The sequence below is a fragment of the Avibacterium sp. 20-126 genome (genome assembly GCF_044358625.1).
GTDB lineage: Bacteria > Pseudomonadota > Gammaproteobacteria > Enterobacterales > Pasteurellaceae > Avibacterium.
The window spans coordinates 2,096,694-2,115,118 of record NZ_CP091457.1 but is presented as its reverse complement, the minus strand read 5'-3'; the positions used below and the strand labels follow the sequence as shown (position 1 = coordinate 2,115,118).

The following is an 18,425-nucleotide window of genomic DNA, read 5'->3' as shown; positions in this document are numbered from 1 at the left end:
CCTCGTTGTAGATAAATCATTCAAACAAATAATTATTTGCAAAAAATCGTTTGACTTATGCTGAGGCAATCCGTATTATACCGCCCACAAACCGATTGCGGTGAGATGGCCGAGAGGCTGAAGGCGCACCCCTGCTAAGGGTGTATAGGGGAAACTTTATCGAGGGTTCGAATCCCTCTCTCACCGCCATTTACTCAGGGCACCCGTAGCTCAGCTGGATAGAGTACTCGGCTACGAACCGAGCGGTCAGAGGTTCGAATCCTCTCGGGTGCGCCATTTTGTTGAGCTCTACAGCAAAATTAAAATGATTAAATGATTGGTTAGTATAACTCAAATACGCACCCGTAGCTCAGCTGGATAGAGTACTCGGCTACGAACCGAGCGGTCAAAGGTTCGAATCCTTTCGGGTGCGCCATCTTATCTAATACCTTTTTTATTTACTTCTCTTAATATATTTTCATACTGCCTTAGTTAGAATTTGTGGTTGGCTTAATGAAAGCGAATAAATATTTGCGATAAAATGCGTTTGTTCACTGTCAGGAATTGAGATAGGTAGTAATGCAAGCAATTCTGAATGGCGTTGAAAAATCTGTGGAAAAACAACCGCACTTTGTATTTCAGCCAAAATATCTGCTGCGAGTGGGGTTGCAGTATACCCCCGCTTTATTCGCCCTAATGCCATTGCAATGTGATTGAATAGTATTAAAACCTGTGGACTTTCGACATCAACGTGCCATTGTTTGAGCAAATGATCGCGGATATGTAGCATCCATTGCACGATTTCTTCATCGATCAACTTTCGTTGTAATAAAAAAGTTAATTGTTGTTGCAGCCTCATTGCCACCTCGAAATCATTTTTCGGTTAGAAAGTGCGGTAGTTTTTTTTGATAAATTCTGTTTAAGCCTAACTTTACCGAAATCTCTTCAAATAAAACAGTGCAGGGATCACAAATTTGTAGCAAAATACGAAAAATTTTAAAAAAGGGAGTGATTAATGACAGATTTAGCGTTTTTGGCTGATTATGATGGGCTCATTTTTGATATGGATGGTACCGTTATCGACACAATGCCGAGTCATAAAAAAGCGTGGGATAAAGTAGGGGAAACCTTGGGTTATCCTTTGAATGGGCAGATGATTTATGACCTTGGTGGCGCGCCCGTAAAAGTGATTGCTGAAAAAATGATGAAAGAAGCGGCAATGCCAATGGCGTTGTTTGACGAAGTGATTCAATTGAAACGCCAATATGGCATTGAATTAATTATGCAACATTCCACCTTATTACCCGCAGCACAAGTGGTGAAAAAATTTGCTGGACAAAAACCATTAGCGTTGGGAACAGGATCGCACCGCAATGTGACCAATTTATTGCTTGATAAATTTGATTTACATTCTTATTTTGATGCGGTGGTTACCGCAGAAGATGTAGTTAATCACAAACCTGAACCCGATACATTTTTACGCTGCGCAGAATTGATCAAGGTTAATCCACAACGTTGTGTGGTATTTGAAGATGCGGATCTTGGCGTGCAAGCTGGGTTGGCGGCGGGAATGGACGTTTTTGATGTGCGTATCAATCAATTAATTAAGGGTAATTAAATGTTATCTGATAAACAAAAAATGCTCGCAGGCTTGGCGCATAAACCCAATGATCCTGAATTAGCACAACTTCGTCTTGAAAATAAAAAGCGACTTTTCCAATACAATACACAAATTTGCCCTTCGGAAACAGAAAAAAGAGCGGTGTTAATTCAGCAGATTTTAGGGAAATGTAAAAATGAACCTCATATTAATGCCCCGTTTTTTTGTGATTATGGCTGCTTTATTGAAGTTGGAGCGAATTTTTTTGCTAATTATAATTGTACAATGCTCGATAATGGAGGGATCACCATTGGGGATAATGTGATGCTAGCACCAAATGTGAGCCTTTATACGGTAGGGCATCCTCTTGATGCGGCGTTACGCAATCAAGATTGGGAACACGCACTGCCGATTTCTATTGGCAATAATGTATGGGTGGGGGGCAATGCCATTATCTTAGGCGGAGTAACGATTGGCGATAACGTGGTGATTGGCGCAGGATCGGTGGTGAACAAAGATATTCCCGCCAATAGCCTTGTGGTAGGCAATCCAGCCAAAGTGATACGCCAAATTACAGAGCAAGATAGGCTCAATTACATTCACAAATATATGGCAGACTATGCTTGATTGGCTGAGAGAGGGGCTATTGGGATCACAAAATAGCCTGTGGATAATGTTTAGTAGTGCCTTTCTTAGCGCCACCGTGCTACCCGGCAATTCTGAAATTATTTTCCTTTTTTTGACCGCACCTTTTATTGGGACGATTTTTTCCATTGATCTTGTTGAATTGCTTATTGCTGCCGTGCTTGGCAACACATTAGGTGGTATGACCACGTATGTGATTGGACGCGGGCTTCCAAAACTAGAACAAAAAAATCGACAACAACGCTGGGCATTAAACAAAATTCAGCGTTATGGCATTTGGACATTATTATTAAGCTGGTTACCCATTGTGGGCGACGCCTTTTGTGCGATGGCAGGTTGGTTGCGGTTTAACTGGTTGAAATCCTTATTATTTATAATGATTGGAAAATTATTTCGCTATATGTTGTTATTGCTCATTAGCCATATTTAAGTAAAAAAAAGCCACCTTGAAAGGTGGCAAATAACCTAAGGAACCAATTTTTATTAAACAACTGCAAGTTGCTATTTTTTGTGGAAAGCTATAATAACATAACTTGAAGAAAATTTACAAAAAATTACAAAAATAAATTTGGGTTGTTCGCTTTTTGTACTTTGCTTATACTAGCTTGACGTGTATAACTCGGTTATTGCAGAAATTAGGCAAGAAAAAGCCACTCATAAAGAGTGGCAAAAATAACTTAAGGAATCAAATTCATTAAAACAACTGCAAGTTGCTATACTGTCAGACCGAATAATAACAGAAAAGTTCAGAGAATATTGAATTTTTTTTACAAAAATTTACATTTTAATTCAAGAAAAGGAAACCTTATGCCATTACTCGATAGTTTTAAAGTTGATCATACGAAAATGAATGCCCCTGCAGTACGTGTTGCAAAAACAATGAGAACCCCAAAGGGCGATGACATTACGATTTTTGATTTACGTTTTTGTCTTCCAAATAAAGAGATTTTGCCCCCTAAAGGTATTCATACCTTAGAACATCTTTTTGCTGGCTTTATGCGTGATCACTTGAACAGTGAAAATGTCGAAATTATTGATATTTCGCCAATGGGTTGCCGTACGGGATTTTATATGTCATTGATCGGCACGCCAAACGAGCAACAAGTGGCTCAGGCTTGGCTTGCTTCTATGAATGATATTTTACAAGTGCAAGATCAAAAAAATATTCCTGAATTAAACGAATACCAATGTGGTACTTACACTGAACATTCTTTGCCAGAAGCCCATCAAATTGCACAACATATCCTTGAATGTGGTGTCGGGGTAAATAAAAATGAAGATTTATTATTAGATGAACGTCTTTTAACACAATAATCGTTAATTAAAGAAGGAAAATGCAATGGCAACATTAGGTACGGCACTCACTGCAAATGCAACGAAAGTGATGATGTTAGGTTCAGGTGAATTAGGCAAAGAAGTGGTGATTGAGTTACAACGTTTGGGCGTTGAAGTGATTGCCGTTGATCGTTATGAAAATGCACCTGCTCAACAAGTAGCTCATCGTGCTTATACCATTTCAATGCTTGATGGTGAAGCATTGAAAGCGTTAGTGGAAAAAGAACAGCCAGATTATATTGTGCCTGAGGTAGAGGCGATTGCGACGGAAACCTTGATGGAATTAGAGCAAGCTGGGTTTAATGTTGTTCCTACGGCGAAAGCCACTCGCTTAACGATGAACCGTGAAGGCATTCGCCGTTTGGCCGCCGAAGAATTAGGGTTGCCAACATCGCCTTATCAGTTTGTTGATAATTTTGCGGATTTCCAACGGGCAGTGGAAAAAATTGGTGTGCCTTGTGTGGTAAAACCGATTATGTCTTCTTCTGGACACGGACAAAGTATCGTGAAATCCCTTGAACAGTTGCAAACCGCGTGGGATTATGCCCAGCAAGGCGGACGCGCTGGGGCAGGACGTGTGATTGTTGAAGGGTTCGTAAAATTTGATTATGAAATTACCTTGCTTACGGTTCGTCATATCGGTGGCACGGCGTTCCTTGCCCCTATTGGGCATCGTCAAGAAGAGGGCGATTATCGTGAATCTTGGCAACCTCAAGCAATGTCTGAAGTAGCATTAGCGAAAGCCCAGCAAATTGCAGAAAAAATCACGACTGCACTAGGTGGGCGAGGCATTTTTGGTGTAGAAATGTTTGTATCGGGCGATGATGTCATTTTCAACGAAGTGTCGCCTCGTCCACACGATACAGGAATGGTTACCCTTATCTCGCAGGAATTATCAGAATTTGCTTTGCACGCTCGTGCAATTTTAGGGCTTCCAATTCCACAAATAAATTTAATTAGCCCAGCTGCCTCAAAAGCCATTGTGGTAGAGGGGCATTCGCAAAATGTACAGTTTGCGGGATTAGAAAATGTGCTAGCTGAACCTAATACCGATCTTCGTTTATTTGCTAAAGGTGAAGTGCAAGGGCATCGCAGAATGGGGGTATTACTCGCTCGTGATGAGAATGTCGAGAAAGCGTTGCAAAAAGTACAACGTGCTTACGATAAACTGGAAATTATTTTATAACAAGTAGGCGAACAACGTTCGCCTCGTTTATATTCAGTCATCGTTTCGATAAAGTGCGGTAGAAAATTGACTTGGATTTTTGTTTATAGATAGACAGTGCAGAATATAGAATGCCATTTTAAGGTGAATTAACTTGTTTTCGCATATCGCGGAGATATCTTATTCTGAACTTAAATCAGGCGATGAGCGATTTCCTTATTTAAGCACTGAATCCCACAATACAGATATAGCTTAAAATAGCGTAAAAAATCACCGCACTTAATAACAGCAAGCCTTTGGCTTTTGGTGCATTGCGTTGATGAATCAGGTAAAGTATTCTTGCACTAATGCCTAAAATGAGCGGGTAAACCCAGAAAAAAATGGACATCAACGTGATTTGTAAATCGCTCAAACTTGGGTTTTTCAATAAATTTGGCGAGATAAGTAGCGCCAAAGGCCATAACAAAATGGGCAGGCAGAAAATGGCAAGCGCCCAAGTGAAAGGGCTAAAGCCAGTAGGCATTTTTTGTTTATTCATATTCAGTAATCATTTATTCAATATTTTGGGAGAAAGGAATATAACAAATGCAACGTTTATTTGGTAGTGAAATCAGCAATTTTGCCTTTTACTTTCGTGATTATATTGCGCAGAAATATCAAGTGCCACTTGAAGTGAAAGAAGAGCAAACAGAATATGGCATTATGCTTGCTGTATATGTGGCGGAGGATTGCCCACAATTAAGCCAAATAGCGCAAGAGCGTGATGAATTTCTTCGCCATCCTTTTGCTGAGAAATATCAACAGGCCAGCTGGGAAACGGGCAAACTTGAACAAGATAACGAAAATAAAGTGCGGTGGAAATTACCTTCATTTTCACAATGGAAACAACAAAAATTCACCGTTTTTTTAACCGCACTCTGTTTGTGCGTTTACCTTTTTCAGTTGCTTGGTTTTAATCAGCCAATTTTGTTAGCAACACATTATCCTGACAGCTATGCGGAACAAGCAGAACTTTGGCGCTATTTTACGCACAGCCTTGTGCATCTTTCCCTTTGGCATATCACCTTTAATTTAGTGTGGTGGTGGATTTTTGCAGGGCAAATTGAGCAGAAATTTGGCACAACAACCCTTGTTCTATTGTATTTGCTTTCCGCCTTTATCAGTGGCTTTGCTCAAAATATGGCATCGGGCCCCGCATTTTTTGGCTTATCTGGTGTCGTGTATGCGGTGTTGGGTTATGTTCTTGTATTAGATAAATTGAGTCGCCAGTCGCTCTTTCATCTACCGCAAGGCTTTTTTACTATGCTTCTTGTTGGTATTGCCTTTGGTTTTGTTAGCCCATTGATTGGGATTTCGATGGGAAATAGCGCACATATTAGTGGTTTTCTTACAGGCATTATACTGGCTGGGCTAAAAATCTTGCTTAGTTATCCCAAAAGTCGCATTAAAAAATAAACACAACATAAGTTAGGAATAAGAAATGAAACAATCTCTTCGCCATAAAAAAATCATTTCCTTAGTGAAACAAAATGGCTATCTTAGCACAGAAGATCTGGTCAATTTATTAGGTGTCAGTCCACAAACCATTCGGCGTGATTTAAATGAGCTTGCGGAAAATAATTTAATTAGCCGTCATCACGGAGGCGCAGCTTCGCCATCCACCTCTGAAAATTCGGATTATGTAGAACGGAAACATTTTTTCTCAGCAGAAAAAAGACGAATTGCGGCTGAAGTTGCAAAGATTATTCCAAATGGCGCTTCTTTATTTATGGATATTGGTACGACACCAGAAGCAGTAGCAAATGCGTTGTTAAATCATAAAAATTTACGCATTGTAACCAATAACCTCAATGCCGCTTATATTTTGATGCAGAATAAAAGTTTTAATATTACGATGGCAGGCGGTTCATTACGCCAAGATGGCGGGATTATTGGTGAAGCGACAGTGGCTTTTATTAAACAATTTCGCTTAGATTTTGGTATTTTAGGCATTAGTGCCATTGATGCCGATGGTACCTTACTAGATTATGATTACCACGAAGTTCAAGTGAAGCGTGCCATTATTGAAAGTTCGCGTAATACCATTCTTGCTACGGATCATTCTAAATTTAATCGCCGTGCAATGGTTTGTCTTGGATCGTTATCAGAGTTGAGCCATTTATTTACTGATACCCCACCTTCTGACACGATCAGTCAATTACTTGAAGCGAGTAATACCGTGGTACATATTTGTGAATAATGTTCATTATTTCATCTGATTAACATAAGGCGATGAGACAAAACAGGAAAAAATAACACCGCACTTGTGAAATAAAAGGGAGAGGAAATCCTATCCCTTTTTATCTTTAAGCGAGGGCTTTGGCAAGTAAGGTTACGGGGTGTAAGCAAGTAAGGCGAGTAGACATATCAATTTGCCATTTGCAGGTTTCACACTCAGAAATAACAAAATCAAATTGCCCTTCTTCAATATGCTCAAATAAGCTTTTACCAATCGCTTGAGAAACCTCATAGTTTTCGGCTTTAAAGCCGTAAGTGCCAGCAATACCACAGCATTGACTTGGTAGCATCACCACCTCTAAATCAGGGATAAGTTTAAGTAATGCGAGGGTATAAGGCGCCCAGCCTGCTTTATCCACGTGGCAAGCTGTGTGATAAGCCACTTTTAACGGCATTGATTTAAATTGCGGTGATTTTTGATGTTGCAAGCGTTGATATAAATATTTAGTCACAATATTTATATGCGGACGCACTTTGGCATTATCCATAGCTAAAATATGATGGTATTCATCACGCAGATTCATTGTACAGCTAGAAGATGTGCCAACCACATCAAGTTCTTGATTAATAATGGTATTTTCAAGTTGAGCAAGATTAAATTTCGCTAATTCTTTTGCCCGTTTAGGAAAACCATTCACACTTAATGGCAAGCCACAGCATTTTTCTTTTTCCAACAACATCACACCAATGTCTAACGCATTGAAAACCTTGATTAAATCCTTACCAAGTTGAGGATTATTATAGTTTACATAACAACCGTGATAATAGGCGACTTTATCTTTATAGTAACGCTGACGTTCAAGGGCGTTATTTTTATACCATTGACGGAATGAACCAAAAGAATATTTCGGCAAACTACGGTGTTTACTGACTTTTAACGTTTTTTCTAACAGAAATTTTGTCGCCTTTAACCCTGTAATGGTGTTCACCACAGGGGCAAATGGCGTATTGAGCTTACCCATAATATCCGTATTACTTAACACCGCATCGCGTAATTTATGAATAAGCGATTTTTTTTGCGCTTGCAGGTGATTATTTCTCGCTCGTACGATTAAATCACCGATTTTAACATCTGAAGGGCAAGCCACTTCACAACGTTTGCAGTTGGTGCAATATTTGAGTGCTTCATCGTAAAATGCAGCACTTTTTAAGCGAAAGCGTTCTCCGTCTGGGCCAGCTTGTTTTGGACCGGGATAGAGCGGATTTTGTTTTGATACAGGACAAACTGCCGTACAAGCAGTACATTTTATACAGCTCTCAAAACTGTTATCTACATATTGATGAGAGGGCGGTAATGCGGCATTTTGTTTTGCATTTTCGATTAATTGTTGAATGTTCATTATTTACCCCCTGCCAGAATCTGTTCTGCCACAGTGAGTGCGGTAACCACTGCCACGCCAGAGCTACAGCCGAGTTCTAAATTGTTATAACCGCCAATCACTGATCCCACAGCGTATAAATTCGTTAAAATTTCACCGCACTTTTGTACTTGGCATTTTGCGTTAATTTTTACGCCCACACTTTGATAAGGTTGTGGGGAAGAGAAACGATCTTTCGTCCAAGAAAGACGATTGTTATTATCAAAATCGCCATTACCCACAATATCCAAATCAAAAATGGGTTCTCGAATACGCTCAAACTCTGCCACAATGCCTGAGCTAAAATAATGCCCTGAAGCCAGTACAAAATGATCAGCATAAAGCGCATCATCTTGATGTAATTGGCTGTAAAGTGCTTTAACTTGTTGATCGGCAATGTCAGCACGTAATGCTTTATCGCCATTTAGCATCATTCCCCCTAATTTCTCAAACTTAGCACGTAAATTTTTACGCTGACGCATACCTAATAATGAAGGTGGGAGCGTTGGTAATTCATATAAATTCAGTCCTGAAGCCTGTTTTAAACTCTGGAAAAAGGCTTGATTTTCAATGCCAAAACAGGCTGGTAAAAATACCGCACTTGCCCCATTTGCGGCTTGCTTGATTTCTTGGACTAATTCACTGAATGCCAATTTATATTCCAGAACTTGAGAGATATTGACACTACGGAATTCCCTTGCATTTGTGCGAAGTTCATCCAGTTGCGGAATAGATAAGTAGCCAATTTTTACCTCACAATGGGCAAATTGTGGATTTTGTTTCAGGTTATCCGCAAGTAATTGTGGTTGAAAATCGTGATAGCCTTCTATTCCTAATACGGCAATATGTTTATGTGGATAGGCAGTTTGTGATAATGGCAATGTCGGTACACTATCTGCTGAAAGCCAAGTACGTCGCAATCCACCTAAAGGGGTAACACGAAAATGATTTTCTTTATATGACCCAATCAGTGCTAAATTCAGTGATTGAGCGAATTGCTCAAATGCCTGTGCTTTTGCGATCACCTGCTCTTGACCTAATAAACTATAAGGGTGATGAGGCAGTTGTTGGGCAAATTGTGGATAAGATTCAACAAAATTTTCCACCGCACTTCCATCAGGGAGTTGGCTCAGTAAATCCAGTGAGCCAGAAGAAAAATCCATCGCTGCTTGTCCATTATTGATAATGGCGCAATGTTTGCCTTGCTGTTGTAGTGCGATGCCACAAGTTAATCCTGCTAAGCCACCGCCAATAATAATTACATCAAATTTCATTGCTATCTGTCCCCTGTGTGGCTTGTTCTTCAAGCGGTTTTACATCATTCAAACCGAGTAAGCTGTAATAAATCCAACTGGTAAATTCGGCTTCACGTACGGCTTCACCCCAAGCAATGGGTTGAATACCTCGCCAACGTTCTTCCATAAAAGAAGCGAGTTGCGTAGTTGATTGACGAGGCGTTGCCACATTAAAACGAGCCATTAAGCCAGCTGCACGACAAGCACAAAGTTCCGCTTGGCAAGTCCCCATTCCAACACGTGTACGGCGGCGTAAATCCACTAAATTATTGACTTTGAGTTCATCTACTGCATAGCGAACTTCCCCCGCACTAACCGCTTCACACTCACAGACTAAAGAGCGATCTAGGCGTTCTTGCTCAAGTAATTTTGTGGCGCGCTGACCGTGCCGATAAACCGCGGAGATTTTAATTGGGGTGGGGAGAGAAATAATCTGTTTATAGGTTTCTTCTTGCGTGGCATCTGAACCGGGTAAGGCGCGGTTAGCCGTAGTACAGGTTGCCGATTTATTGAGTTTTTTACAAACTAAATCTGTTGCCCATTCAGCCATTAGGCGATAGGTCATTAATTTCCCCCCAGTAATGGTAACAAACCCTTCTAAACCATCTCGCTGGGCGTGATCAAGTAACACAATGCCACGACTAACATTACGCCCAGAAGGATCATCATCTGTTGCAACCAGTGGGCGAACGCCAGCATAAGCACGTAAAACACGCGTGTGGCGTAGCGAAGGTGCCAGTTTTTCGCCTTCTCGGAAAAGAATATCCACTTCTTCAGGGGTTACTACCATATTATCAATTTGATCATAAGGTATGCGACTTGATGTGGTACCGATGACACAAATGGTATCGCCCGGCACTAAAATATCGGCATCCGCAGGTTTGCGACAACGATTGATAACCAAATTATTAATGCGATGCCCCATAATCAGTAATGCTCCTTTTGCTGGGAACATTCTAATTTTCAAATCCGCATATTCGGCAATACCTTGCCCCCAAATCCCCCCAGCATTGACCACAACAGGAGCAAAAAAGAGACGTGTTACTTTATTCTTATGATCATAAACTTTCGTACCAATAACACGATCCCCTTCGCGAATAAGAGAGATGACTTCACAATAAGTAAAAATTTTAGCGCCATTTTCACTGGCATCAAGCATATTCGCTGCGGTTAAGCGAAAAGGATCAATTGATCCATCAGGGACAACAACCGCACCCACTAAGTGAGGATTTACTGACGGCTCTAAACGTTTGGCTAATTCTGGCTCAACAGCAACCGCTTCAATACCTGCGGCATCACAGGCATTGAGAAACGTTTTTTGATAATTAAGATCATCTTCCGGTAAGGTAATAAATAGCCCTTTCGTATCTTCAATACAATGGCGGGCAATGTTTTTTAAAATTAAGTTTTCTTGAATACATTCGCGTGCAGACTCTTCATCATTGACCGCATAGCGCGCCCCACTATGTAATAAACCGTGATTACGTCCCGTTGCACCCGTGGCAATATCTCGTCGTTCCAGTAATACACAATTAATCCCACGCAAGGCGCAATCGCGCGCAATTCCCGCGCCTGTTGCACCACCGCCGATGATGATGACATCGGTATTGATAGGCGAAAAGTCCTCAGCATTTTTATAAAAGTGCGGTGATATTTTCATCGCTTTTCCCCCACATTAAATTTGTAAATAAAAAGATAACAATTTGTAGGACTATCATACGCCAAATGTTCGTTTTAGAAAATAAAATGCTCGATTTTGTATTAAATTCTGTGAGGTAGATCACTATTTATCCTTCCTTGAAAAAAAATTGTTATTTTTTTGTGATAAACATCACATCTTAAAATTTATTTACTTTTCGTTTTTGATTTTATCGTTATGATATGGCGGAAATGTTCGTATAAGAGCGTATTTCATTTATAAAAAATAACAATATTGGAGAATTTCTATGTTTGGACCATTTAAACCAGCGCCGCATATTGCGGAGTTGCCAAAAGAGAAAATAGATTCCACTTATAAACGTTTGCGTTGGCAAGTGTTTGCGGGAATTTTTTTCGGTTATGCCGCTTATTATTTCGTGCGTGCTAATTTTGATTTAGCACAAAAAGGGTTGATTGAAGCAGGGCTTTATAATAAAGCCGAACTCGGTATTATCGGAACGGGGGCGGGTTTAGCCTACGGTTTATCTAAATTTATTATGGCAAGTATTTCGGATCGTTCAAATCCGAAAGTGTTCTTACCTTGTGGTTTATTGCTTTCTGGTTTATGTATGACCCTAATGGGCTTAATGCCTTGGGCTACATCGGGCATTTTAGTGATGTTCGTGATGATTTTCCTCAATGGTTGGTTCCAAGGAATGGGGTGGCCACCTTGTGGTCGTACAATGGTTCACTGGTGGTCTAAATCAGAACGCGGAACCATCGTCTCTATTTGGAACTGTGCGCATAACGTAGGGGGAATGGTTCCGGGGGCAATGGTGTTATTAGCCAGTGCAATTTATTTCAGCGAACACGGCGTGCAAGCGACAGCTAAAGATGTATGGCAACAAGCCCTTTATTATCCCGGTATTGCCGCAATGCTTGCTGCGATCCCTGTTTTCTTTGTAATGAAAGATACGCCACAATCTTGCGGATTGCCTGCGATTGAAAAATGGCGTAATGACTATCCTGATGATTACAATGAAAAAACATACGAAAATGATCTTACTGCAAAAGAAATTTTCGTTACTTATGTATTGAAAAACAAATTGTTATGGTACATCGCGATTGCTAACGTGTTTGTTTATCTTATTCGTTATGGTGTCTTGAAATGGTCGCCAGTATATTTAGGAGAAGTGAAACATTTCAACATCAAAGGGACTGCGTGGGCATACACTATTTATGAATTAGCCGCAATCCCGGGAACATTAATTTGTGGTTGGGTATCGGATCACTTGTTTAAAGGTAAACGTGGTTTAACTGGCTTTATTTTTATGATCTTAACCACCGCAGCAGTGGTCGCATTATGGCTTAACCCAGCAACACCAGAGTCAGAATTAGCGCAATATGCGGGTAAAGCTTGGTATGAAAACCCATATCAATTAACAGACTTTATCTTAATGACAACCATTGGTTTCTTAATTTATGGTCCAGTAATGTTGATTGGTTTACACGCCCTTGAACTTGCACCGAAAAAAGCAGCGGGAACAGCAGCAGGTTTCACCGGCTTATTTGGTTACCTCGGTGGTACAGTTTCGGCTTCAGCCGTTGTTGGTTGGGCTGCAGAATATTACGGCTGGGATGGCGGTTTCTATGTAATGATCGCAGGGGGTATCTTAGCTGTGTTGTTACTTTTAATCGTAACTATTCAAGAAGCAAAACATAAAGCCGCATTAGGTGATCACTACGGCAAATAATCTATAAACAAAAGGAAGTCTGAAAAAGGCTTCCTTTTTTCTTGGCAAAAATCTTTGTAAAAAATAACCGCACTTTAAAAGGAGGTTTTTATGACGTTTAAACTCAAAAAATTAGCACAAGTTGTGGCCTGTTCCACTTTAGCTTTCACCTGCGTACAATCTGCATTTGCAATACCAACAATGGATAACAAAGAAAAGCTCGTTATTGCTCACCGTGGTGCAAGTGGCTACTTACCAGAGCATACCTTAGAAAGTAAAGCCCTTGCGTTTGGACAGAAAGCGGATTATTTAGAACAAGATTTAGTGATGACAAAAGACGATCATCTAATTGTTATTCACGATCATTTTCTAGATGGCTTAACTGATGTAGCAACGAAGTTTCCTGATCGTAAGCGTGAAGACGGCCGTTATTATGTGGTTGATTTTACACTCGCCGAAATTCAGTCTTTAAATATGACTGAAAACTTTGAAGTGAAAGACGGAAAGCAAGTGCAAGTTTATCCTGATCGTTTTCCAATGTGGAAATCTCATTTTAAAATTCATACCTTTGAAGATGAAATTGAATTTATTCAAGGCTTAGAAAAATCTACCGGGAAAAAAATTGGTATTTACCCAGAGATTAAAGCACCTTGGCTACATCATAAAGAAGGAAAAGACATTGCCAAAGCCACCTTAGAAGTGCTAAAAAAATATGGCTATACAAAAAAATCTGACCCTGTTTATTTACAGACCTTTGATTTTAATGAACTTAAACGGATTAAAACAGAATTACTTCCACAATTAGGTATGGATTTAAAATTGGTTCAGTTAATTGCCTACACTGATTGGCACGAAACGGAAGAAAAAAATCCGCAAGGTGAGTGGGTAAACTATGATTATGGCTGGATGTTCAAAGATGGCGCAATGGCAAAAGTGGCAAAATATGCTGACGGTGTCGGACCCGGTTGGTATATGCTGGTTGATAAAGAACATTCTACGAAAGATAAAGTCGTTTATACCCCATTAGTGAAAGAATTGAAAAAATATAATATGGAATTACATCCTTACACCGTACGTAAAGATGCATTGCCAGCTTTCTTTAGCAATGTCAATCAAATGTATGATGCGTTACTCAATCAAGCTGGCGCAACAGGGATCTTCACGGATTTCCCAGACACTGCGGTGAAGTTTTTAGGGAAGGATAAATAGGTTACAAATTTTTGCTTGAAAGTGAGTTAAAGAAAAATAAAAAATCGGAAAGGTCTCTTTCCGATTTTCTTTTTGCTTAATGATGTGTCGTTTCCGTATTAAACAACGCCTCAATAAATTCATCTGCTTTAAATGGGCGTAAATCCTCAATTTTTTCACCAATACCAATATAACGAATTGGCAGGTTAAATTGATCGGCGATGGCGAAAATTACGCCGCCTTTGGCTGTGCCATCTAATTTAGTTAAGCTAATTCCCGTTAAGCCCACGGCTTCGTTGAATAGTTTGGCTTGGCTAATTGCGTTTTGCCCCGTGCCAGCATCAAGCGTGAGCATAATTTCGTGTGGCGCGGTTTCATCATATTTTTTCATTACACGAACAATTTTCTTCAGCTCATCCATCAAGTTATTTTTATTTTGTAAACGCCCAGCGGTATCCGCAATCAAAATATCAATATTTCGTGCGGCTGCAGATTGCATTGCATCATAAATTACGGAGGCTGAATCCGCTCCAGTACTTTGTGCGACCACAGGAATATTGTTACGCTCCCCCCACACTTGAAGTTGTTCTACGGCAGCGGCACGGAAGGTGTCTCCCGCCGCTAACATCACCGATTTGCCTTGCATTTGGAATTGACGTGCAAGTTTTCCAATGGTGGTGGTTTTTCCTACACCATTAACGCCGACCATTAAAATCACATAAGGTTTTTTGCTATGATCAATTTCCAAAGGCTGTGCCACAGGTTTAATAATTTCAGCTAACTCTACTTTTAATTGTTGATAGAGCAAATCCGCATCTTTTAACTGCTTACGACTTGCGTGCTGAGTTAAATTATTGATAATTTTGGTCGTTGTTGGCATTCCAATATCAGCGATGAGAAGTTGTTCTTCTAATTCTTCAAACAGATCATCATCAATTTTTTTACCGGAAAATAACCCGAAAAAGCCTGAACCGATATTTTGTTTCGTGCGAATTAAGCCTTTCACTAAACGGCTAAAAAAGCCCCCTTCACTTGGTTTTTCTTGGGTTGAAATGTCAGTGTTTTGCACCGCATTTTGCCCTTGTGAAAGCACTGCTTGCTCTGCGATTTCTGTTTCTTGCACTAAAACATCAGCATTTTCTACCGCACTTGGTTCTTGTGGAAGTTCTGCTTGCTCTGTGATTTCTGTTTCTTGTACTAAAACATCAGCATCTTCTACCGCACTTTGCTCTTGTGAAAGCACTGCTTGCTCTGCGATTTCTGTTTCTTGTGCCAAAACATCAGGATTTTCTACCGCACTTGGTTCTTGTGGAAGTTCTGCTTGCTCTGCGATTTCTGTTTCTTGTGCTAAAACATCCGCATTTTCTACCGCACTTTGCTCTTGTGGAAGTTCTGCTTGCTCTGTGATTTCTGTTTCTTGTGCTAAAACATCCGCATTTTCTACCGCACTTTGCTCTTGTGAAAGCGCTGCTTGCTCTGCGATTTCTGTTTCTTGTGCTAAAACATCAGGATTTTGCCCCGCACTTTGTTCTTGTGAAAATTCTGATTGCTCTGCGGTTTCTGTTTCTTGAGCTAAAACATCAGCATTTTCTACCGCACTTTGTTCTTGTGAAAATTCTGCTTGCTCTGCGATTTCTGTTTCTTGTGCTAAAACATCAGGATTTTGCACCGCACTTTGTTCTTGTGGAAGTTCTGCTTGCTCTGCGATTTTTGTTTCTTGTATTTCAGCTTGGTTTGATGTTTCTTCTTTCTTTTTTCCTAATCCAAACCAAGACCAAAAACCACCTTTTTTATTTTTTTCTGCCATAAATTGCTCACTATTATGAAAAATTACTGATTTTTTGAATTTGTACTAAGCCATTTTTATACTAAACTATGTGCCTTAATTTTATTCTGTTATTCAACGCAAAAACAGGCTGAAAATTAGCATTAAGCTCAGCGAAAAGTTTGCATAGTTTATCATAATTTGGCGAATCCCTATGAAAAAAAATCCTGTTACCCGCAAGCAACACACTAACTTGGCAAAAGGTGAAGTCCGTATTATTGCTGGGCTTTGGCGTGGACGGAAATTGCCGGTGCTTAATGCGCAAGGCTTGCGACCAACAGGGGATCGGGTGAAAGAAACGCTATTTAATTGGCTGATGCCTTATATTGTAGATGCGAGCTGTTTGGATTGTTTTGCGGGTAGTGGTTCATTAGGGTTAGAGGCGCTTTCACGGCAAGCCAAGCAGGTTACCTTTTTAGAGCTTAATAAACAGGTAGCAAACCAACTCACGCAAAATTTACAGCAACTGAAATGTACGCCACAGCAAGGGCGAGTGATTAATCAAGATAGCTTGCATTATTTACAGCAAGCACCGCAAGATCCCTTGTTTGACGTGGTATTTCTCGATCCGCCTTTTCATTTCGATTTCGCTCAACAATCTGTTGATTTGCTGACCTCATTTAATTGGCTCAAGCCAGATGCGCTCATTTATGTGGAAACAGAAAAAAATAAAACCTTGCGTGTGCCGAATACTTGGCAGCTGTTAAAAGAAAAAAACACAGGGCAAGTGAGTTATCGCTTGTATCAATATGTGTTGGGCGAGTAATGCTATATCAACCTCTTCGATATAATCCATTTTCACTGACCACTAAACCTTGCAGTTCTAAACTTAATAGTTGGGTGAGCAATTCATCAATAGGTAAGGATAACCGTGCGGAAAGCTCATCAAGGCTGATGGCAATATGGCTAAGTTGGGCGTAAAGTTCGGGGTAACTTGGTGGCTCATTTGGCTGTGTTGCTGAGTTTTTTGGCGAGCCGTTTAAATTAAGTGGAAGATCTTGTTGTTTTGCCACCGCATAACGTGAGGCGTTATCGCCATAATTTGGCAGATTTTCTAGAATGTCCTGCACGTTTTCCACCAGTGTTGCGCCTTGTTTAATTAATTTATGACAGCCTTCGCTGAACCCATTTTGAATATGACCGGGGAGCGCAAAGATTTCTCGATTTTGCTCAAGAGCATAGCGAGCGGTAATCAGTGAACCACTGCGTTCTGTTGCTTCGATGATTAATGTACCAAGAGAAAGCCCACTGATAATACGGTTTCGACGAGGGAAATTTTCTGCTACCGGAGGCTGGTTGGGTAAAAATTCAGAAACCAATGCACCATTATTTTCAAGAATTTGCTGAGCTAAGCCACGATGTTTAGCAGGATAAATAGCATTTAACCCACTGCCTAATACCGCAACGGTCTGCCCTTTCTGTGCCACCACCGCGTGATGACAAAAGCCATCAATCCCTAATGCCAAACCACTGGTAATGACAAAACCCGCTTGGTTTAATTCTTGCGCGAAAAACTTCGCCCAATATTCCCCATAATTTGAGCAATAACGGCTACCCACAATGGCAATTTGTGGTTGTGAAAGTGCGGTCATATTTCCTTGCAAAAATAAAAGCGGTGGGGCAGAAGGAATTTGTTTCAGCAAATAAGGATAACGTTGCTCGGTAAAATTCAGTAAAACATTGCCTGCACTTTGCGCCCAATCTAATGCAGGATCGATAAATTTACGCTCAGGATAAAACCAACGCTGAATTTGTTTTTCTGTCCAACCGATTTGTTTGAACGCGATCGCGTCATAGTCTAAAAGCTGTTCAGGCGGAATGTCAGCCAATATGTTTTGAATGCTATTAGCGCCAAGTTTGGGGATTTGTAATAAGCGGAGTACGATTTCGTTGTTTAACATTGCTATTGTAGAAATTGGCAAAATAGAGGCGTAGCTTAAAATAAAGCGTAGAATAAAGGTAAATTTTATGCATATTTTGCGACGGTGATCGAAAATTTCGTCGCGATTAAACGTAGGGAAGTAGATCACGCCCTAATCATTGGGCGTGATTTCTGTGTTATTGTTTAGCTTGATGAGTTTCCAACCATTGTTGCATAAATTGGATTTCGCTTTGCTGTGCTTTAATAATATTTTCCGCAAGTTGGCGTAATTCAGGATCTTTGCCATATTTTAATTCTATTTCTGCCATTTTTACTGCACCTTCGTGATGAGGTAGCATACTGGCTGCAAATGCTACATCGGCATCTTGATACTGCATTCCTTTTTCCATATCCCTGTGCATTGCTGACATACTTTCCATTAACGCATTTTGTATTTCGTTAGGTTGATGGGCAGAATGCACGTGTTGCATTTCAGCCATTGCCGTCGTGGAAAGTAAACCGATTA

General features: G+C 40.3%; 18 protein-coding genes and 3 tRNA genes. 13 read left to right on the top strand and 8 right to left on the bottom strand.

Going from position 1 to position 18,425, the window contains the following annotated elements:
• The first annotated feature begins 99 nt into the window (after window positions 1-99).
• The 3 genes from L4F91_RS09975 (at window position 100) to L4F91_RS09965 (ending at window position 415) form a co-directional block, all read left to right on the top strand.
• A tRNA-Ser gene (locus L4F91_RS09975) sits at window positions 100-189 on the top strand.
• Between the two features lie 10 nt (window positions 190-199).
• Window positions 200-276, top strand: a tRNA-Arg gene (locus L4F91_RS09970).
• 62 nt (window positions 277-338) lie between these two features.
• A tRNA-Arg gene (locus tag L4F91_RS09965) sits at window positions 339-415 on the top strand.
• A gap of 42 nt (window positions 416-457) precedes the next feature.
• Here the strand turns inward: L4F91_RS09965 and L4F91_RS09960 are convergent.
• A complete protein-coding gene (locus L4F91_RS09960) occupies window positions 458-838 on the bottom strand; it encodes a hypothetical protein (RefSeq protein WP_265778620.1) in 381 nt (126 codons plus the stop codon).
• A gap of 156 nt (window positions 839-994) precedes the next feature.
• On the opposite strand from L4F91_RS09960, the gene L4F91_RS09955 reads away from it, so the two are divergent.
• From L4F91_RS09955 to purT, 5 genes are all read left to right on the top strand, one after another.
• Window positions 995-1,597, top strand: coding sequence for a beta-phosphoglucomutase family hydrolase (locus tag L4F91_RS09955; protein ID WP_265762891.1), 603 nt, complete (start codon window positions 995-997; stop codon window positions 1,595-1,597).
• Entirely contained in the window at window positions 1,598-2,206 is a 609-nt protein-coding gene (locus L4F91_RS09950) for a sugar O-acetyltransferase (RefSeq protein WP_265762890.1), read from the top strand.
• Entirely contained in the window at window positions 2,199-2,654 is a 456-nt protein-coding gene (locus tag L4F91_RS09945) for a YqaA family protein (protein ID WP_395896266.1), read from the top strand. The genes L4F91_RS09950 and L4F91_RS09945 overlap by 8 nt, the downstream gene beginning before the upstream one ends.
• A 377-nt stretch (window positions 2,655-3,031) precedes the next feature.
• Window positions 3,032-3,538 (top strand): S-ribosylhomocysteine lyase, encoded by a 507-nt coding sequence (luxS, locus tag L4F91_RS09940; protein ID WP_265762887.1) that lies wholly within the window; start codon window positions 3,032-3,034, stop codon window positions 3,536-3,538.
• A 25-nt stretch (window positions 3,539-3,563) separates the two neighbouring features.
• Window positions 3,564-4,745, top strand: a complete 1,182-nt coding sequence (gene purT / locus L4F91_RS09935) for a formate-dependent phosphoribosylglycinamide formyltransferase (protein WP_395896264.1) — start codon at window positions 3,564-3,566, stop codon at window positions 4,743-4,745.
• Between the two features lie 199 nt (window positions 4,746-4,944).
• Here the strand turns inward: purT and L4F91_RS09930 are convergent, their stop codons facing one another.
• Window positions 4,945-5,262: a DUF5389 domain-containing protein gene (locus tag L4F91_RS09930; protein ID WP_395896263.1), complete on the bottom strand. Its 318-nt coding sequence runs from the start codon at window positions 5,260-5,262 to the stop codon at window positions 4,945-4,947.
• A gap of 47 nt (window positions 5,263-5,309) precedes the next feature.
• Between L4F91_RS09930 and L4F91_RS09925 the strand changes: the two genes are divergently transcribed.
• Together L4F91_RS09925 and L4F91_RS09920 are read left to right on the top strand one after the other, a co-directional pair.
• The gene (locus L4F91_RS09925; protein ID WP_395896261.1) at window positions 5,310-6,179 is read left to right on the top strand and encodes a rhomboid family intramembrane serine protease; all 870 of its coding nucleotides are present in this window, start codon (window positions 5,310-5,312) and stop codon (window positions 6,177-6,179) included.
• A 25-nt stretch (window positions 6,180-6,204) separates the two neighbouring features.
• Complete coding sequence (locus L4F91_RS09920) at window positions 6,205-6,963, top strand: DeoR/GlpR family transcriptional regulator (RefSeq protein WP_250351496.1); 759 nt, start codon at window positions 6,205-6,207, stop codon at window positions 6,961-6,963.
• A 106-nt stretch (window positions 6,964-7,069) separates the two neighbouring features.
• Here the strand turns inward: L4F91_RS09920 and glpC are convergent, their stop codons facing one another.
• Genes glpC through glpA form a run of 3 tightly spaced genes read right to left on the bottom strand, consistent with a single transcriptional unit; the run spans window position 7,070 to window position 11,314 of the window.
• Window positions 7,070-8,341: an anaerobic glycerol-3-phosphate dehydrogenase subunit GlpC gene (glpC, locus tag L4F91_RS09915; RefSeq protein WP_265778614.1), complete on the bottom strand. Its 1,272-nt coding sequence runs from the start codon at window positions 8,339-8,341 to the stop codon at window positions 7,070-7,072.
• Window positions 8,341-9,633 carry a glycerol-3-phosphate dehydrogenase subunit GlpB gene (gene glpB, locus L4F91_RS09910; protein ID WP_395896258.1) on the bottom strand — a complete coding sequence of 431 codons (1,293 nt, stop codon included), beginning with the start codon at window positions 9,631-9,633 and terminating at the stop codon, window positions 8,341-8,343. The genes glpC and glpB overlap by 1 nt, the downstream gene beginning before the upstream one ends.
• Entirely contained in the window at window positions 9,623-11,314 is a 1,692-nt protein-coding gene (gene glpA / locus L4F91_RS09905; protein ID WP_265762884.1) for an anaerobic glycerol-3-phosphate dehydrogenase subunit A, read from the bottom strand. Before glpA ends, glpB begins: the two co-directional genes overlap by 11 nt.
• Before the next feature lie 286 nt (window positions 11,315-11,600).
• On the opposite strand from glpA, the gene glpT reads away from it, so the two are divergent.
• Together glpT and glpQ are read left to right on the top strand one after the other, a co-directional pair.
• Window positions 11,601-13,046, top strand: coding sequence for a glycerol-3-phosphate transporter (gene glpT, locus L4F91_RS09900; RefSeq protein ID WP_250351500.1), 1,446 nt, complete (start codon window positions 11,601-11,603; stop codon window positions 13,044-13,046).
• 90 nt (window positions 13,047-13,136) lie between these two features.
• Window positions 13,137-14,234 (top strand): glycerophosphodiester phosphodiesterase, encoded by a 1,098-nt coding sequence (gene glpQ, locus L4F91_RS09895; RefSeq protein ID WP_395896256.1) that lies wholly within the window; start codon window positions 13,137-13,139, stop codon window positions 14,232-14,234.
• Between the two features lie 76 nt (window positions 14,235-14,310).
• Here glpQ and ftsY read toward each other — a convergent pair whose 3' ends face one another.
• Window positions 14,311-16,020 carry a signal recognition particle-docking protein FtsY gene (gene ftsY / locus L4F91_RS09890; protein ID WP_395896254.1) on the bottom strand — a complete coding sequence of 570 codons (1,710 nt, stop codon included), beginning with the start codon at window positions 16,018-16,020 and terminating at the stop codon, window positions 14,311-14,313.
• Window positions 16,021-16,192: 172 nt separating this feature from the next.
• Here ftsY and rsmD point away from each other — a divergent pair, with 172 nt between their 5' ends.
• Complete coding sequence (rsmD, locus tag L4F91_RS09885) at window positions 16,193-16,804, top strand: 16S rRNA (guanine(966)-N(2))-methyltransferase RsmD (protein ID WP_395896252.1); 612 nt, start codon at window positions 16,193-16,195, stop codon at window positions 16,802-16,804.
• Window positions 16,805-16,811: 7 nt separating this feature from the next.
• Here rsmD and dprA read toward each other — a convergent pair whose 3' ends face one another.
• Window positions 16,812-17,939 (bottom strand): DNA-processing protein DprA, encoded by a 1,128-nt coding sequence (gene dprA / locus L4F91_RS09880; RefSeq protein ID WP_395896250.1) that lies wholly within the window; start codon window positions 17,937-17,939, stop codon window positions 16,812-16,814.
• 157 nt (window positions 17,940-18,096) lie between these two features.
• On the bottom strand, window positions 18,097-18,399 hold the full coding sequence (locus tag L4F91_RS09875) for a DUF305 domain-containing protein (protein ID WP_395897883.1): 303 nt from the start codon (window positions 18,397-18,399) through the stop codon (window positions 18,097-18,099).
• Window positions 18,400-18,425: the final 26 nt, after the last annotated feature.

Excerpts from the sequence above, each read along its gene's own strand:
- L4F91_RS09960 (WP_265778620.1), bottom strand. The coding sequence starts at position 838 with ATGAGGCTGCAACAACAATTAACTTTTTTATTACAACGAAAGTTGATC.
- L4F91_RS09955 (WP_265762891.1), top strand. The coding sequence starts at position 995 with ATGACAGATTTAGCGTTTTTGGCTGATTATGATGGGCTCATTTTTGAT.
- L4F91_RS09950 (WP_265762890.1), top strand. The coding sequence starts at position 1,598 with ATGTTATCTGATAAACAAAAAATGCTCGCAGGCTTGGCGCATAAACCC.
- L4F91_RS09945 (WP_395896266.1), top strand. The coding sequence starts at position 2,199 with ATGCTTGATTGGCTGAGAGAGGGGCTATTGGGATCACAAAATAGCCTG.
- luxS (WP_265762887.1), top strand. The coding sequence starts at position 3,032 with ATGCCATTACTCGATAGTTTTAAAGTTGATCATACGAAAATGAATGCC.
- purT (WP_395896264.1), top strand. The coding sequence starts at position 3,564 with ATGGCAACATTAGGTACGGCACTCACTGCAAATGCAACGAAAGTGATG.
- L4F91_RS09930 (WP_395896263.1), bottom strand. The coding sequence starts at position 5,262 with ATGAATAAACAAAAAATGCCTACTGGCTTTAGCCCTTTCACTTGGGCG.
- L4F91_RS09925 (WP_395896261.1), top strand. The coding sequence starts at position 5,310 with ATGCAACGTTTATTTGGTAGTGAAATCAGCAATTTTGCCTTTTACTTT.
- L4F91_RS09920 (WP_250351496.1), top strand. The coding sequence starts at position 6,205 with ATGAAACAATCTCTTCGCCATAAAAAAATCATTTCCTTAGTGAAACAA.
- glpC (WP_265778614.1), bottom strand. The coding sequence starts at position 8,341 with ATGAACATTCAACAATTAATCGAAAATGCAAAACAAAATGCCGCATTA.
- glpB (WP_395896258.1), bottom strand. The coding sequence starts at position 9,633 with ATGAAATTTGATGTAATTATTATTGGCGGTGGCTTAGCAGGATTAACT.
- glpA (WP_265762884.1), bottom strand. The coding sequence starts at position 11,314 with ATGAAAATATCACCGCACTTTTATAAAAATGCTGAGGACTTTTCGCCT.
- glpT (WP_250351500.1), top strand. The coding sequence starts at position 11,601 with ATGTTTGGACCATTTAAACCAGCGCCGCATATTGCGGAGTTGCCAAAA.
- glpQ (WP_395896256.1), top strand. The coding sequence starts at position 13,137 with ATGACGTTTAAACTCAAAAAATTAGCACAAGTTGTGGCCTGTTCCACT.
- ftsY (WP_395896254.1), bottom strand. The coding sequence starts at position 16,020 with ATGGCAGAAAAAAATAAAAAAGGTGGTTTTTGGTCTTGGTTTGGATTA.
- rsmD (WP_395896252.1), top strand. The coding sequence starts at position 16,193 with ATGAAAAAAAATCCTGTTACCCGCAAGCAACACACTAACTTGGCAAAA.
- dprA (WP_395896250.1), bottom strand. The coding sequence starts at position 17,939 with ATGTTAAACAACGAAATCGTACTCCGCTTATTACAAATCCCCAAACTT.
- L4F91_RS09875 (WP_395897883.1), bottom strand. The coding sequence starts at position 18,399 with ATGGCTGAAATGCAACACGTGCATTCTGCCCATCAACCTAACGAAATA.